Raw genomic sequence first — 17,952 nt, forward strand, 5'->3', positions numbered from 1 at the left:
AGCAAATCTAAGAATAATACACTATGGGAAAACAGTTGGTTTTTATTCTATTCTTTTTTCTTAATCTGTTGATACATAACGCTTATGCTTATAATTTGAAGCAAGTTGCAGATAAAGAGTATATGTCTAATAGTTCGATTACATCTCTGTGCCAGGATGAGCGTGGATTGATGTGGATCGGGACCTGCGACGGGCTGAATATTTATGATGGACAGGAGATTGAGGAATTTAAGACTCGTGACAAGGAGGATTACTTATCTGGTAATCTGATTGACAATATTGTGTATACGGGCGAAGATATTTACTGGATTCAAACCTACTATGGGCTGAACCGTTTGAACCGGAAAACCAATACAATCACTCACTATAATGAATTTCAGAAACTCTTCTTTATGAATAAGGATAGTCATGGTAATCTGTTCATTATCCAGGATAGTAACTGCATTTATTATTATCATAAAAAAGAAGGAGTCTTCAAGAAAATCAATATCACGGGAATCCCGATTTCCGATATCGTAAACTTCTTTATCGACGGTAACAACCGGATGTGGGTAGTCATGAAAGGATATAACCGCTGTTATGATATACAGCAGGAAGCCGCATCGGGAGATATCACCCTGTTACCCCAGAAAACGAACCTGATTTATCAGACTTCCTTGATTTATTGTTTCAATGACGAGCAATCTCTTTATTACATAGACAAGGAATTTAATTTCTATGCTTTCCATATTCCGACCCAGAAGAATGAGTTTATTGCCAATCTAGGTAAAGAAATACAGGAACGTGGTAAAATTTCTTCCATCGTTCATTATCATAACAGCTATTTTGTGGGCTTTTTGATGGATGGTATTCTGCTGTTGGAGAAACAGAAGGAGACGAATCATTATCAAATTCAGTCGTTACCTATCAACAGCGGTGTATTCTGTCTCAAGAAAGACCGTTTTCAGGATGTTGTTTGGATTGGTACCGACGGGCAGGGTGTTTATCTTTATTCGAACCCGCTTTATTCTATCAAATCAATGGTGCTTAGCAATTATACCGAGAAAATAGAACGCCCCGTGCGTGCCATCTATCTTGATGATGAACGTACTTTCTGGGTGGGAACCAAAGGAAACGGAATTCTTAAAATCTATGATTACGAATTCGATAAAAACATCTCCGACTGTCGGGCGGAGGTGTTGACTACCTCTAATAGTGCTTTGAGTAGTAATGCCGTTTATTGTTTTGCCAAGAGCCACCGGAATTTGCTTTGGATAGGAGACGAAGAAGGATTAACTTATTATTCATATCGGGAAAAACGTATCAAGAGTATACCAATACGGATCGGTAACGAAGATTTCAAATACATCCATGACATTTACGAAACAGCAGATTCCGAACTGTGGCTGGCGAGTGTCGGCATGGGAGTGGTGAAAGCTCGTATTGCCGGAACACCGGACAATCCGGTGATTGTGGATGCGCAACGTTACATCATCAATGACGGCGAACTGGGATCGAACTATTTCTTTACTATTTATGCGGAGAATGAAGCCAACCTGTTGTTTGGCAATAAAGGATATGGGGTATTCCGCTATAACGAAACGACGAATGGCCTGGAACCGGTGTCTACTCACAAATACGAAAACATGACCCTGAATAATATTCTCGCTATCAGTAAAGACAGCAGCAATAACTATCTTTTCGGAACGAGCTACGGATTGATAAAGTACACATCGGAAACCTCTTATCAGCTCTTCAATGCCAAGAATGGTTTCCTGAATAATACCATTCATGCAATTCTTAGAAACTCGTCCGACGACTTCTGGTTGAGCACCAATCTTGGATTAATCAATTTCGATACGAAAAGGAATGTCTTTCGTTCATACGGTTTTGGAGATGGTTTAAAGGTGGTAGAGTTTAGTGACGGAGCCGCTTTTCGGGATTCCCAGACTGGTACTCTGTTCTTTGGCGGAATCAATGGAGTCGTAGCTATCCGGGCGGATGGCCGTCCGGAGCAGCTTTATATGCCTCCTGTTTATTTTGATAAGCTGTCTATCTTCGGTGAACAATACAATCTGGGCGAATTTCTCACCCGGAAAAAAGAAACTGAAGTCTTGAATTTGCAGTATGACCAGAATTTCTTTTCTGTTTCATTTGCCTCTGTGGATTATCTGAATGGTAATAACTGTACCTATTTCTATAAACTAAAAGGATTGAGTGACCAATGGGTAAACAATGGTTCGGAAAGCGGAGTCTCTTTTACGAATATGGCTCCCGGCGAATATACCTTACTGGTGAAATATTACAATAGTGTCTTTGATAAAGAGAGTGATGTCTATTCTCTGGTGATTCGTATAGGTGATCCGTGGTATGCTTCCTGGTGGGCTTATTTGATTTATGCCCTGTGTCTGCTTTTACTGGCAGCCTTGCTGATACGTTCCTTTATCCTGCGCTCCAAACGTAAAAAGCAGGAATTGCTGAACGAGATAGAGAAACGCCATCAAAAGAATGTCTTTGAGTCCAAACTTCGTTTCTTTACTAATATCGCACATGAATTTTGTACTCCGCTGACTTTGATTTATGGTCCTTGCGGACGAATCCTTTCATCGAAGGGACTTAGTAAATTTGTCGTAGACTACGTACAGATGATTCAGACGAATGCGGAGCGTCTCAACAACCTGATTCATGAGTTGATCGAATTCCGTCGGATTGAAACGGGAAACAGGGAAGTGCGGGTTGAATCATTGAATGTGTCTTCCATTGTGAAAGGAATAGCCAAAACGTTTGTTGAAATGGCTAAATCCAGAAACATCACTTTCTTGAGCAAGATACCCGAGCAGGTGATGTGGAACTCGGACAAAGGATTCCTGAATACGATCATTATTAATCTGATTTCTAATGCCTTTAAATATACTCCCGACGGACAGAGTATCAAGATTGAAGTGGATACGAGCCGGGAAAATATGCTGGCTCTTCGTGTAGCAAATGAAGGAAGTACCATCAAGGAAAAGGATTTTCAGTATATTTTTAACCGGTATGCCATTTTGGATAATTTCGAGAATCAGGATGAAAAGAACTTTTCACGGAATGGCCTGGGACTAGCCATCTCTTATAATATGGCAAAGTTGCTGAATGGTACGTTGAAAGTGGAAAATACTCCTGACGGATGGGTGATGTTTACACTAACCTTGCCGGTCGTGGAACTGACTACCGGAGTGGTGGAAACCAAGCGGCTCACAGCGGAATACATCCCTAAGATAGATACTCAATCGATACTGAAACTTCCCCAGTATGAGTTTGATAAGATGCGTCCTACGCTTTTGGTTGTCGATGATGAAATCGAAATGCTATGGTTTATTGGAGAAATCTTCTCAGCTGACTTCAATGTGGTAACCTTGCAAGATCCTGAACGGCTGGATCAGGTGATGAATGAGGTTTATCCGAATGTGATTATCTGTGATGTCATGATGCCGGGAATGGGTGGCATTGAACTGACCAGGCGGATTAAATCGGTGAAAGAGACGGCGCATATTCCTATTATTGTGGTTTCCGGACGACACGAGATGGAACAACAGATGGAAGCCCTTTCTACCGGTGCGGAAATGTATATCACAAAACCGTTTAGTGCGGAGTATCTTCGTATCTCTGTCTGTCAGGTGATAGAACGGAAAGAAGTGTTGAAAAATTATTTCAGTTCGCCGATCAGTTCTTTTGAAAAGTCGGACGGGAAGTTGACGCATAAAGAGTCGAAGAAGTTCCTACAGTCGGTTTTGAAGATTATCAATGATAATATAACGAACAAAGATTTGACTCCACGTTATATCGCCGATCGGCTGGCAATCAGTCCCCGGAGTCTTTATCGGAAGATGGAAGAGATAGGAGAGGATAGCCCGACCGATCTGATTAAGGAATGTCGTTTGCACATAGCGAAAGATTTATTGCTGACCACTAAAAAGACGATTGATGAAATTGTATTCGATTCGGGATTCTCGAACAAAGTTACTTTCTTTAAGGTGTTCCGTGAAAAGTATGAGTGCACGCCAAAAGAGTTTCGGATGAAACATTTGGAAGAGGTTCAGCAGTAGCCTGTGGCGGGAATTTTTAAAGAAAAAGAAGAAGTAAATATCCGTGTTAATATAGTAAATATCCGTGCCAAAAGGTAAAAAAGGATAGTTAATTTTCTTTTGGTAGAGTTTAGTGATTTTATCTTTGTCTCATCGAAGTTTTTAAGTAGATAAACTTGAAAAGTATTAATTTATTAATCTTTAATCTAATGAAAAGGAAACTTAGTTTTTTATTTCTTTCAGCATTGACCATTCCATTTTTTATGGTATCGTGCAGTGATGATAAAGAAGAACAGGAAGTGAAACCGGCAACAGATCTGGTTGTCGATAATAATTCGGTGACACTACTACAAGGAGACGAAATTACGGTGAGTATCACCTCCGGTAATGGCGATTATTATGTGAAGCCATTTGATGAAAACGTGGCGACGGCTACAATCAATGGTAATAAGGTGACTATTAAAGCTACCGAAAATAGCCAGTTGGAAGAAAATAACCGTACGGAAACCACTATATTAATAGTAGATGGACGTAAGAAAGTGGCTAGAGTGCTGGTTCGGGTAGCAAAACTCTGGGATTTGACGGTAGATGCACCGGAAGAAGGTTTTGACCTTTTTATCGGTGAAAAGAGACTGGTGAAGATTTTGACCGGTAACGGAGATTATCAGATTTCCATACCGGAAGGTGCTGATAAGTTTTTGGAAGTGGGTGAACTATCCGGACAAGTTATTCCGTTGACTGCCAAGTTCGAGACTGGAGCCGATCCGGTAAATATTACGATAACAGATAAGAAAGGTAAGACAATCACTATTCCTGTGGTAGTGAACATCGTGGATCTGACACTGAAAAGTGATGAAGCCACTTTTGCCGAACCAGATGCCGAATCTCAATATATCTCTATTGAGAGAGGTAATGGCGGATATAGTTTCACTTATCAGGTGGGAGACGGCGAGCCTACTACGGATGCAACGATTGTGGAAGCTACTGAAAAAGAGAACCTGATTACCTTGAAACCCAAAGCTAGAGGTGATGTGAAAGTGATTGTGACAGATCAGAAAGGTTCTGTGGAGGAGATTTCGGTGAAAGTGAATCCATATAACCTTAAACTGGAAAATGAAGCAACTTCTTTAATCATCGGTGGTTATGAGGCATCTACAGAAATAGCTATTACCAGAGGAAATGGTGATTATAAGTTGGCACAACTCACAGATGATAATAAAACCTATTTGAAAACCGCAGAATTGATTACGGAAGACGGGGCTACCAAGTTAAAACTAACAGGAAAGAAGCTCGGGACTACCACACTGGAACTGTCTGATGCGGCAGGTCAGAAATTGACGTTACCAGTTTATGTGAATCCGGTATGTTATCGTATGGAATATGACGTATGCTTTAAAATTGATATTAAAAAGTATGCCGAATCACATTCAGAGGTGAAAAGTATGAATCAGCTTACTTTTGAGGTTGTGTTCTACCCGACTTATACTCGTTCTATGCAATCGTTTATAGGTTTGGAAAGTGTATTCCTGCTTCGTGCAGAAGCTAAGGATGTGAATCCGCGTTTTGAAATAGCCACTAAAATTAATGGTAAGAGTGATCCCCGTTTCCGTAGTCAGCAAACTATTTATTGCGATGATTCGGAAGGTGGACGTAAGACTCCGGGTAAATGGTATCATATAGCCATTGTATATGATGGAACGAAATCAAGTACTAAAGAGGCTTATAAAATGTATATAAACGGGGTGAGAGAAACGTTGACTCCTGCAGATAACTCTTATGAGGATTGTGCCCCTAATTCATCTCTCAATCTGACAGATGTAGGTGGAAATGATAAAGCACTGTTGATTGGACGTTCCGGAGATTCATATCGGGTAGGATATTGCAAAGTTTATCAGGCACGGATGTGGAAGAGAGCGTTGGACGAAAGTGAAATTAAAGCGAATATGTGCAAAATCCTTAATGCAGAAGAACACTCTGACTTGATGGGATATTGGGTATTCTCGAAAGGTGTCGGAGGTACTACAGTTTTTGAAAATTGGGGAAATGGCGGCAGCGGATTGGATGCGCAAGTTTGTTTGCAGAATATAAGCGAAAATAAACCTGCCTGGGGAGCGGAACTTCCTGCAACTTATAATGGAGATAAGAGCCGCTTTGAACCAATTGAATGTCCTCATTCATACTAAAACTAGGAATATAATAATATGAGAAACAATATGATAACAAAAAAACTAATCAAATTTGCCCTGCTGTTTTTTCTTATCGGACTGACGGCTTGTGACAATAAACTGAATCCGGGATTTGATCCGGATGATTATGAACCGATTGTTCCGCCTGAACCTGTTAGAACAATGGATGCAATGGCTAGTGGCGAGCGAGTAGTACTTTCGGGTGCTTCGTTGACGGATATTGTTCTGAAATGGACGCCTACCGAGAAACACGGAAATACAGTATATCGTTATGAAGTATTGATTGATACGATCGGGGGAGACTTTACCAAACCGGTAGAAACGATCTTTTCTGACAATAACGGTTTGGAATCACAGTTGACTTTAACCCATTATCAGGCAAACACAATAGGTAAACTGGCTAAATTCCGTTGCAATACCAACGGCACACTGCGTTGGAAGGTGCGTGCTTATTGCGGATTGGATCAGGCTCTTAGTAGTCTGGAAGGTTATTTCGTAATTTTTATGATGGACGGCATTGATGATATGCCTTCTGAAAACGAGCCGGTTTATATCACTGGCGTGGGTACGGAAGATGATGGTGATGAAGCGGAAGCACAACAAATGCTCCGTCAGAATGAAGGAATCTATCAGACTTTCACTCAATTGAAAGCCGACCAGCCATTTATATTTATGTCTACTGTAGAAGGTCGCAAATGCTATTATTATGTAGACGACAACGGAGTGTTGCGTGAGCGTAATGATGGTGAAGACTATACAATTACGGTTCCTCAATCAGGCATCTACCGGATTACCATTAATATGGGTGAACAAACGATCAGTTACGATGAAATAGGAGCTGTATATCTTTATAACCATTCGGGTGGGTATAGACAGGATTTCAACTATCTGGGATATGGCAAATGGGGTGTGAAGAATTATACTGCCCGGAAACAAACGGAAAGTTGGGCAGGAAGCGGTGAAACCCGTCATAGCTTTAAGATGGAAATCAACGGAACAACCTACCGTTGGGGACATAAGGAGAAAGATAAAGGGCAACCGAATCTGACTACCGACAACAGCTATTATAATTTATATCAACTGGCATTGGGCACAGATCCATGGGATTACAGTTTCCGTTTCTGCGACGAATTACTGCAATGGGGCGAAAAGCAGGGAAATGTCTATTATGCTACGGTGAAAACCGATGTAACCCTCTATTTCAATGCAGAGTTTGGAACGTACACCCACCGTTGGGTAGCTTCGGAAACGAATGAAGATTAAAACTGAATAATAATATGAAGAACTATATAGTATCATTATCAAAAAGAGCTTTGTTGTTAAGCGGTGCACTGGCAATATTTACAGCTTGTGACGACGGCGATCTGGGAGACATCTACAAAGGTAATTCATCCGGTGAATATGTGTCGGATGTGAACTGGACAGATGCAGCCGACAAAAGTACGGGAACTTATATCAAATATTTCTATGAGAATGCCAGCGGACGGGATACCTTTTGCGGAAGCATTTACTGGGAAAAACCGAATACACCGGAAACCGGAGAACCGGCAAGCACGGGCGGTAGCGGCGGATGGTCGCAGGGACATGCATTGGACATCGTGATCGATGCTTATATCCGTCACGCAAACAATCCCGAATATCAAGCTCATTTGTATGAAAACATCATGAAACCTTTCCTGCCGGCTTTTGATGACTGGAATGAACATTGCGGTTATGGTGGCAAAGACTTCTGGAATAACTTCTATGATGATATGGAATGGATGGCACTGTCTTGTCTGCGGGTTTATGAATTGACTGGCGATCAGGATTACTACAGTGCGTTGATGAAGATGTGGAACCATATCAAGGGAGCGAAGAATGACTATAAAGGGGTAGGAGGAATGGCATGGAAAACGGATGCGCCGGCTTCACGTATGTCTTGTTCCAATGGTCCCGGTTGCCTTCTGGCTATGAAATTGTATCAACTTACCGTTAAGGAGGCTAAAGACGGCTGGGAAGAGCAGGCTGCTTATTACCTGAACTTCGCCAAAGAGGTATACAACTGGATGACGGCTTATCTGTGTGATATTTCCACCGGACAGGTATATGATAATCTTAGTATTAAAGATGACGGAACACCGGGAGATCCTGATAAAGTAGCCTTGTCTTATAATCAGGGAACATTTATGGCGGCTGCCCTGGAGCTGTACAACGCTACCGGTGAGGATGAATATCTTCGTAATGCGGTTGCTTTCGGCTCTTACCAGGTGAATAAGAAGATGGATTCCAACTATCCGGTATTCAGTGGTGAAGGAAATTCGGGAGATAATCTTTTATTCCGTGGAATATTTGTCCGTTACTTCCTGGATATGGTGAAACAGCCGACTAACAGCCTTTATCCGGAAAAGACCAAGAATAAGTTTATCGCTGCATTGCGCAGCTGTTCTGATGTGCTTTGGACGTTGGCTCATCCCGAAGGCTATTATGTGTGGGAGTACGACTGGGCAAAAGCACCGACCTTCGGTAATCGTGACAATAGGGAAGATCGCCTGACAATCTCCTTGAATGCGGAAGTCCCGGGAGCAACAATGATTGAAATCCGTGCTCGTTATGAAGACTGGGTACAAGGTAAAGCAACGGAAAAGGCCAACTGGGTCGGACCGGATTTCGGTAAGAAAGCAGAGGAATAAGATTGATTTATTACACATAGAAAATCGAAAAGAAAGATGATACATATAAAAAGAAATATTTGTCTGGTGGCTGTTTCTTGCACTCTTCTTGCAGGTATACCTTTGCAGGGTGTGGCGCAAACGGGAAGAACGGCAAAGGTGCAGGCCACACAAAACCATAAAATAACAGTGTCGGGTACGGTATTGGACAAGACGACAAATGACCCGTTGATCGGTGTGTCTGTTGTCGTGAAAGGGGTGGCCAATGCAGGTACGATTACCGATATGGATGGTAAGTTTACATTGAAGCTGCCTTATGCGGAAGCTCCGTTGGTGTTTTCTTACCTGGGTTACCAGCCACAGGAAATTGTTCCCGGTGCAAAGAAGGAACTGACTGTCTTACTACAGGAAGATACGAAAGCCTTGCAGGAAGTGGTTGTGGTAGGTTATACCAAACAACGTAAAGAAACGATGATCGGTTCTGTTGCTACCATCACGACAAAAGATCTGACGCAAAGTCCTACTGCCAATATCAACAATGCGCTTGCCGGACGTCTGCCGGGGTTGATTGTAAACCAGTATGCGGGTGGTGAACCGGGTGTGGATCAAAGTGAATTGTTTATCCGTGGTAAGGCAACTTACGGTAACCAGAGTGCCATTGTCATTGTCGATGGAATCGAACGTGACATGAGTTACCTCGCACCGGATGAAATTGAAACATTCACTATCCTGAAAGATGCTTCCGCCACTGCCGCTTATGGTATCCGTGGTGCAAATGGTGTAATCGTTATTACTACCAAACGTGGTAAGGCAGCGGAAAAGGCAACCGTGAACCTGAAAGCCTCTATCGGTATTAACCAGCCGATCGGTTTCCCCGAATATTTAGGCTCTGCCGATTATGCAACTTTATATAATGAAGCCAGATTGAACGATGCCAAGATGACGGGCGCAGACATCAGCAGTTTGAACCTTTTCTCTCAACAGGCGATTGACAATTTCCGCCGTGCGAAAGGAGACAATTCCGATGGTTTGGGATATGACTGGGATTATTATGATTTTGCCTTCAAACCCGGTTTGCAGGAAGATGTCAGCCTCTCCATTCGTGGAGGTACGGACAAGGTACGTTATTATGTATTGGCCAATTACTTTTCACAAGGCGGTAACTACAAATATTCGAATGCCGGTGAATATGACTCGCAAACCAAGTTCACCCGTTACAACTTCCGTTCGAACATCGATATCAACATTAATCGTTATTTGAGTACCCGTTTGGATTTGGGGGCCCGTATTACCGACCGTAATGCACCGGGTACAACAGCCGGTCGCCTGATGACCATCTGTGCTACCCAGCCTCCATATCTGCCCATCCTGGTGGAAGAAAATGCGCATCCGCAGAATGAGGAATACATTCAGCAAAATCCTCGTGGAATGCTTTATGGTGACAATATCTACCGTTACAATCTTCTGGGTGAATTGAGCCGTACCGGTTATCTGAATGAAAAGAACACGTATCTGAATGGTAGTTTTGCCATGAATCTGGATATGGAATTTCTGACGAAAGGATTAAAAGCGGAAGTGATGTTCTCTTATGATGCTTCTGAAGGACGCTGGATTAATCGTAAACTGGATACTTACAAAGACGGTTATCGTGAATATCCGAAATATGCGACGTTTATGCCGATCGAAGGTTCGGATGCTTATATGGCAGGCGGACACTATACGGGTGCTTACAAAACGGGTAACAAATATGATATTGACCAGACTATTGGCAACGGATTCAGTCATAACGCTTCTGACGGACGTACTTATATACAGGCACGTTTGGATTACAACCGTTTGTTTAGCAACCGCCACGAAGTGACCGCCATGTTATTGGCAAACCGTGGTAACCGTACTGTTAACAATGAACTGGCTTATCATAGCCAGGGTATCACCGGACGCTTTGCTTATTATTATAATCAGAAGTATCTGATGGAATTTAACTTCGGTTACAATGGTTCCGAGAACTTCGCTCCGGGCAAACGTTACGGGTTCTTCCCAGCTGGTTCAATCGGTTGGGTAGTCTCTGAAGAGGAATTTATGAAAAAGGCTTCCTGGATTGACTTCCTGAAAGTAAGAGCCTCCTATGGTTTGGTAGGTAGTGATAACGTCAGCAGCCGTTTCCCATATCTGGCTTTCTACGGTGGTGGCAGTGGTTATGATTTCGGTAATAACTTTGGTACGAATGTAGGCGGTACTTCCGAAGGTAATCTGGCTAATGCGAATCTGACTTGGGAGAAAGCCCGTAAACTGAATGTCGGTATCGACTTTACTACCCTGAACCAACGTTTGGCATTGACGATAGATGCATTTTATGAATATCGTTTTGACATTATTACAGATATGAATAGTGACGGTATCATGGGATATCCGGATATTGTAGGTAAAGATGCAGCTTTACAGAATCTGGGTGAAGTAAGCAACCGCGGTGTGGATATCGAATTGAGCTGGAATGATAAGATTGGAAAGGATTTCCGTTACTATATTCGTCCGAACCTGACTTTCTCCCGCAACCGTTTGGAATATAAAGCGGAAGTTGCCCGCAAGAACTCCTGGCGTAAAGAAACCGGTAAACGCTTATACGAAAACTTCGTCTATGTGTTCGATCATTTTGTAGCCGATCAGGAAGAGGCTGACCGTTTGAACAAGATCGGTTATCAGCCGTGGGGACAATTAATTCCGGGAGATGTTGTTTATAAGGATTTGGATCGTAACGGAGTGATTGATGATGAAGACCGTACAGCAATGGGAAATCCGCGTAGTCCGGAACTGATGTTCGGTATTCCTTTCGGTTTCCAGTATAAGAACTTTGATTTTAGTGTATTATTGCAAGGTGCGACAAAATCATCTATTCTGTTGAATGGGGCTGCTGTATTTGACTTCCCGCAATTTGAACAAGATAAGATCGGACGTGTGAAGAAAATGCATCTGGACCGTTGGACACCGGAAACGGCTGCTACTGCCAAATATCCGGCATTGCATTATGGAACACATGATAACAACAAGAATGGAAACAGTAGTTTGTTTTTGTATGATGCTTCCTACCTGCGTCTTAAGAATGTGGAAATTGGTTACAATGTATCACCCAAATTATTACGTAAATTCCATGTGCAACAGGCACGTATCTATGTGCAAGGTCTGAATCTGTTGACTTTTGATAAACTGGGTGATGTGGATATAGATCCGGAAACGAAATCCGGAGACGGAGCTTCCTGGTATCCTATTCAAAAGGTATTCAATTTTGGTATTGATATAACATTCTAAATAAGATAGAAATATGAAAAAGTTATATAGATTTTCAGCAATTGCTTTATTGGTCCTGCCGTTGGTCTTTACTTCATGTAGCGATTACCTGGATCGGGACGATGATGATAATATTACGGAAGCGGACGTTTTTGCCCGTTACGAAAAAGTGAACGGACTGGTTTCCGACGTATACGCGGCTGCAAAGAAAGCAGACCGTCCGCTGGTGTTCTTTGAGCACTTCAGCAACAGTGCCATTACGGACGAATGTGAAGGAACCAACGTAGAGGGAAACATTACGAATAACTTCAATAACGGTGCCTGGAACCCGAATTCTTTGCCCGGTAGTGTAGGGCAATATTGGGAAGCTCTTTATGAAGGAATCCGTAAAGCGAACCTGATTATAGAAAATGTACAGAAGTATAACACGCCCGACAACCCACAGCAGGATGGTGATCTTCGCAACCGTATCGGTGAGATGTATTTCATGCGTGGTTATTTCCACATGCTGTTATTGCGTATGTATGGCGAAGCTCCTTATATTGACCGTGTGATTAATGCCGGAGATAATATGGACTTCAAGAAAGAATCTGTTCATTCGATGGTTGAAAAGATTGTGACGGATGCGCAAACTGCTTATGGCATGGTTCCTAATAAATATGTGAAAACTTCCGAGAATTTTGGGCGTGTGGATAAGGGAGCCTGTCTGGGATTGATTTCTTTTGTTCGCTGGGTAGCGGCTACTCCGTTGTGGAACGGTGCTTCTCAATATGGATACAACTTGCGTCGTGTGTTTGAAAATGAGTATGCTTATGATGCTACTCGTTGGAGAAAAGCCAAAGAAGCGGCTAAAGCCGTTCTGGATTTCGAAGTCGGCGGAACCAAGCGTTATTCTCTCTATACGAAACATGATGCAAATGATTTCAAGGATCCGGCTGACGGTAATCTGAATGACAGCCGTGTATATGCTCGTTTGTGGGATATGTTTTATGATATGGATGCCTTTGCCAATGAGTATGTGTTCTTTATGACGAAGAGCAAGGATCAGGCATGGCAGGGTGATATTTATCCGCCCAGCCGTGAGGGAAGTTCGCGTCAGCAACCGGTGCAGGAACAAGTGGATGAATACGAATATATCGTAGGTGATTATGGCTATCCGGTATATTCGGCAGAAGCCCGCAAAGGTGGCTATGATGATACTAATCCGTATGTGAAAGGTACTCGTGACCCGCGTTTCTATCGCGATGTAATTTATCACGGAGCTCCTTACCGTAATAATAAGAACGAGTCGAAAACGATCAATACGGCGAATGGTTCCGATAAGATTGGTGCTACCAATGCAACTACTACCGGTTATTATTTACGTAAATTCCAACAGGAGTCATGGAACAAATCCGGTAACTTCAGTATCAATGCGCCCGCCATCTGGCGTCTTCCGGAGTTTATTTATATTTATGCAGAGGCTTGTAATGAATTGGGCGAGGATATCGATGAAGCTTATAAATTGGTGAATACGGTTCGTGAACGTTCTTTTATGAAACCGATGCCGCCGGAAGTAAAGACTAATCAACAGTTGATGCGTGAATACATTCAGCGCGAACGTCGCGTGGAACTTTTTTATGAAGGAAAACGTCCGTGGACTTGCCGCTTGTATCTGGAACCCACCAGTAAGGAAGAGCTAGCAAAGGAAAGCCTTTGGAAATCGAGCGGGAGTGACAATTCAAAACGTACACAGAAATACTGGGCTGCCAATAACGGTGCATTGCCCCGTTGCCAGCGAATGATTAACGGAATGCGTCCGGTGCAGGATGAGAATGGGGCCATTACGGTTGACGGTGTGAAATATAGAATGGAGCGTTTCTGCGTGGAAGAACGTACGTTCTCTATTCAGCATTATCTGTTCCCGATTCGCCAGAGTGAGTTGCAGAAGACACCGACCATTGAACAAAATCCCGGATGGTAAACCGGTAGGAATGTATAACTTTAAAAAGAAAATCAGATGAAACGAATCTATACATATATGTGTCTGTTGCTTTTGTCGGTATTATCGTTTGCCGTTACAGGTTGTGATGACGATGACGACGACGATGTGGCTAAAGACTTGATAGAGTTGATTGTGAACAAACCGGTAATACGTATCGGGCAGAATGAGGAAGCCAAAGTGAATGTAGTGGTTGGAAACGGAAACTATACCGTGAGAAGTTTCAACACTGCCATTGCAACGGCTACCGTTTCCGGCGAATTGATAACTGTAAAAAGTGGCTCACAGAATGGGGCCACTACCGTCGAAGTAATGGATGGAGAAGGAGTAGTTGCCAATATTTCTGTGAATGTAGGTGTATTTGAATTGGAAGTGAATGAACCGGAGGTGATCTTGGAAGTTGCCGGTGAAAAGCAACTGATTGTCAGCATGGGAAACTTTTCCAGCAATGATGAATTGTCTTATGAGGTGGAGGATGAAACGGTTGTCAGCATGGTTAATACAGATCAGTTCCGTCCTTTCTATACTTTGACAGGTTTGAAGAACGGACATACAACAGTGACTTTTACAGACCATAAAGGAAAACAGGCGGTGGTTCAGGTGACGGTAAATCCGATTTCTATCGATGTCTCCAATCTGACACCGAGAGTGGGAGTCAACAATAAGATCATGATTACGGTAGAAAAAGGAAACGGAGGTTATAGTCTGACAGCAGAGAATGAAGAGATTGTAGCTATTCAGCAGGTGGATGACACTCGTTTCAATTTAATAGGTAAGAAAGCGGGTATCACTACCGTGTTTGTCAGAGACGAAGCGGAACAGGAATTAAGTCTGACCGTAACGGTGGTACAGGCAGATAAAGTGGCAAACCTGGGTAGCGGTAATTACTTTAAAGTACCGTTTGAATATAATGGTATGGCAGATGAATCGCTAAAGAATTTGAGTACGCTCACATTTGAGGCTCGTTTCAACATTGAGTCGTTGAATGGCAATGACAATGGAAATGCCCGGATTAATACGGTGATGGGTATAGAGAAGAAATTCTTGCTGCGTGTCGATGTGCATAAGGGAGGAAGCAATGATGAGGAACGTTTCCTTCAGCTTGCTGCAGATGATAAAGGTAGTATTCGCTATGAGGGCTCTACTAAGATAGAAACCAATAAGTGGTATGATGTGGCTGTGGTATTGGATAATAGTAAGAGCGGAAGCGAGCGGATTGCGTTGTATGTAAATGGTGTCAGAGAAACGCTTCAATTATCAAACGGTACGCCGGATGATTTGAAAGAGATCAATCTTACTTCTGATTTTTACATCGGCCAGTCTGATGGTAAACGCCGGTTGAACGGAGCTATCAGTTATGCCCGTATTTGGACAAAAGCCTTGTCGGATCAACAGATCTCCGAGCAGAGCGGCAAGTTGTTGAGTGAGGATAAGGATGGAATGGTAGCTAATTGGTCATTCAATAATGGAAATGGTAATACCAAGACATTTGTGTCCTTGGCAGGAAAGAGCTTCGAAGCAGAGGCGGCAAATATTGTTTCAAGTTGGAAAACAGATCCGATATTGGAAACAAGTACTCCTACAGAATGATTGTAAGAAGATAGGATAATAAAAAAGCCATCCCCGGAATAGACGAAAGTAGGGATGGCTTTTTTTGTAGTGTGCTTACTATTCTTCGGCAGACTATGTCCTGCATGTCGTTGGCAAGGTTATTCCTTGACAGGCTCAGCCGGTTTGTCTTTTGATGTAGTGTCTGTGACAACTGTATCATTGACATTGGCGGCGAGTGCAACCAGTGATGCCTTTGCAGGCGCGTCTTCTTTAGTTACAGTATCTTTTACTACTGTATCATTGACAACTGTTGCATTGATTTCTGTCGGGGCTGTCACAGCTTCTGCAGAACTCTGAGCCTTTACAAGGAATGAACCACCACAAACAAACATAAACATTGCTACTACTAATACTAATTTTTTCATAATCGTTTGCTTTAATGATTATTAGACATATGTTTTCAATTCTCTACCTTTGTGTTAAGGAATCGGTTATTGCTTTTCGCTAACGCCTAATTAAAGATCAAAGCGCGTGCCAAAATTAGATAATGTATGATAAGTGATTGATAAATAAGGGAATGAGGAAGATGATGCCAATTAGGATAGTGGGGAAGTATGTGTGGAGTGTGTGGAAACTGTGGCGGGGAGTGTGGAATTATTCCACACTCCCCGCCACAGTTCTTTTATTTAGGTAATCTATTTACTTAATTTCATCCGGCCAGGGACAAGGTTTACCTGTCGCTTTGAAAGTCGGTCGTTGTGCATCTACTTTTCTTAGAAAGTTGCCCAGCTCTTTAGAAAGTTTCTTCACGATGTCCGGATGCTGTGCACTAAGGTCGTTGCTTTCTCCTATATCATCAGGTATGTTGAATAACTCTTTCTTTCCTGTTCCATAGTAATAAATCAATTTCCAGTCACCGTTTCGAACGGCACAATTAAAGTTGATTCCGGGACCGTCATTTCCCCAGTTGTTAGGCATATTCCAGAAAAGACTCCGACCCTTGGCCGGGTTGCCTGTCTGTTTCAGCAGAGGGATGAAACTGATACCGTCTATCGGTTGAACTGTCTGGTAGTTCTTGACACCTGCCATTTCAAGAATAGTAGGGTAGAAGTCTTCTATCAACAAGTAGTTGTTGCATTTGCTTCCCGGAGCTACTACTCCCGGCCAACTGACAATCATCGGTTCGCGGATACCGCCTTCATAAGTAGAACCTTTACCACTGTTCAATGGATAATTCTGTGTATGCAGCTTGCCGTCACGCCATCCGGATTCGGATGCAAGTCCTCCGTTATCACTCATAAAAATGATAATAGTGTTGTTGGCTTCTCCATTCTTTTCCAGCCAGTTCATTAAATCACCTAAACTTTTATCCATTCCTTCAATCAGTGTGGCATAAGCAGCTTCATGGTCTGTCATTCCTTTTTTCTTGTACTTTTCATAGAAGCGCATATCTTTGTTCAAAGGAATGTGGATGGCATATTGCGACATATACAAATAGAAAGGCTGATTATACTTTTTCGCTTTATCCAGTGCTTTAATGGCTTCCAACGTCAATGCTTCAGTTACAAAAGTTTCTGTTCCCCAATATTTCTCCAATCCGGGAACAGCCATGAGAGATACCGGTTTTCCGTCTTTGGTATGTCCATAGTTCTCTTCTCCCAGATAACTGGCAAGTCCTCCGGCAGCATGCCCGGCGATATTGACTTCAAATCCCCAATGATGCGGATCTTCTCCCGGAGTATCTATGGCACCGAAGTGTGCTTTTCCACAATGGATAGTGTGATAACCGCTGTTTTTTAGTAGTTGGACGAATGAAGTTCCTACGTAAGTATTGTTCGTTCCGGGCACTTGGCTTACTCCGTTATAGTTCCAATCAGGCACTGCCAGGATATTATCTTTGCGGTCTGTCATTGTATTCTTTTGCAGCGTCCAGTTTGTTACCCGGTGGCGTGCCGCATTGGTTCCGGTGATGAGGCTGCATCGGGTAGGGGAGCTGATACTGCTGGCATACGCTTGGGTAAACATCATTCCTTGTCGGGCAAGACGTTCCATATTCGGAGTTTCATACAGTTCGTTGTAATGCGTCTTTTCTGTCCAAAAGGGTAAGGAGGTGTCCTGCCATCCCATATCGTCCACCATAAAGAGGATGATATTCGGACGTTTGCCTGTGGCATGTTTTGTCTCAATGTTACTCTGTGCCGACAGACTGGTTGCAGCAATCGGTACAAGGACGAGGGGAAAGATTGTCTTTTTATTCATGG

At 42.7% G+C, this 17,952-nt stretch carries 9 protein-coding genes; 7 read left to right on the top strand and 2 right to left on the bottom strand.

All coding sequences use genetic code 11. The annotated features are described in order from the left end of the window. Nucleotides 1-23: 23 nt before the first annotated feature. The 7 genes from HMPREF9010_RS09665 to HMPREF9010_RS09635 all read left to right on the top strand — a co-directional run bounded on the left by HMPREF9010_RS09665 (nt 24) and on the right by HMPREF9010_RS09635 (nt 15,730). The gene (locus HMPREF9010_RS09665; RefSeq protein WP_008649693.1) at nt 24-4,064 is read left to right on the top strand and encodes a response regulator; all 4,041 of its coding nucleotides are present in this window, start codon (nt 24-26) and stop codon (nt 4,062-4,064) included. A gap of 188 nt (nt 4,065-4,252) precedes the next feature. Then, complete coding sequence (locus HMPREF9010_RS09660) at nt 4,253-6,226, top strand: LamG-like jellyroll fold domain-containing protein (protein WP_032852753.1); 1,974 nt, start codon at nt 4,253-4,255, stop codon at nt 6,224-6,226. 18 nt (nt 6,227-6,244) lie between these two features. Next, the gene (locus HMPREF9010_RS09655; RefSeq protein ID WP_008649703.1) at nt 6,245-7,492 is read left to right on the top strand and encodes a SusE domain-containing protein; all 1,248 of its coding nucleotides are present in this window, start codon (nt 6,245-6,247) and stop codon (nt 7,490-7,492) included. Nucleotides 7,493-7,506: 14 nt separating this feature from the next. Continuing rightward, nucleotides 7,507-8,898, top strand: coding sequence for a glycoside hydrolase family 76 protein (locus HMPREF9010_RS09650; RefSeq protein WP_004299916.1), 1,392 nt, complete (start codon nt 7,507-7,509; stop codon nt 8,896-8,898). 36 nt (nt 8,899-8,934) lie between these two features. After that, on the top strand, nt 8,935-12,180 hold the full coding sequence (locus tag HMPREF9010_RS09645) for a SusC/RagA family TonB-linked outer membrane protein (protein ID WP_008649705.1): 3,246 nt from the start codon (nt 8,935-8,937) through the stop codon (nt 12,178-12,180). A gap of 13 nt (nt 12,181-12,193) precedes the next feature. Beyond that, nucleotides 12,194-14,122 (top strand): RagB/SusD family nutrient uptake outer membrane protein, encoded by a 1,929-nt coding sequence (locus HMPREF9010_RS09640; RefSeq protein WP_008649707.1) that lies wholly within the window; start codon nt 12,194-12,196, stop codon nt 14,120-14,122. Between the two features lie 36 nt (nt 14,123-14,158). Next, nucleotides 14,159-15,730 (top strand): LamG domain-containing protein, encoded by a 1,572-nt coding sequence (locus tag HMPREF9010_RS09635; RefSeq protein WP_032852754.1) that lies wholly within the window; start codon nt 14,159-14,161, stop codon nt 15,728-15,730. A gap of 119 nt (nt 15,731-15,849) precedes the next feature. Here the strand turns inward: HMPREF9010_RS09635 and HMPREF9010_RS09630 are convergent, their stop codons facing one another. Continuing rightward, the gene (locus HMPREF9010_RS09630) at nt 15,850-16,116 is read right to left on the bottom strand and encodes a hypothetical protein (protein ID WP_004299920.1); all 267 of its coding nucleotides are present in this window, start codon (nt 16,114-16,116) and stop codon (nt 15,850-15,852) included. 274 nt (nt 16,117-16,390) lie between these two features. Further along, nucleotides 16,391-17,950 (bottom strand): sulfatase, encoded by a 1,560-nt coding sequence (locus HMPREF9010_RS09625; protein ID WP_008649711.1) that lies wholly within the window; start codon nt 17,948-17,950, stop codon nt 16,391-16,393. Nucleotides 17,951-17,952 lie beyond the last annotated feature (2 nt).

The sequence above is a fragment of the Bacteroides sp. 3_1_23 genome, from assembly GCF_000162555.1.
Taxonomy (GTDB): domain Bacteria; phylum Bacteroidota; class Bacteroidia; order Bacteroidales; family Bacteroidaceae; genus Bacteroides; species Bacteroides ovatus.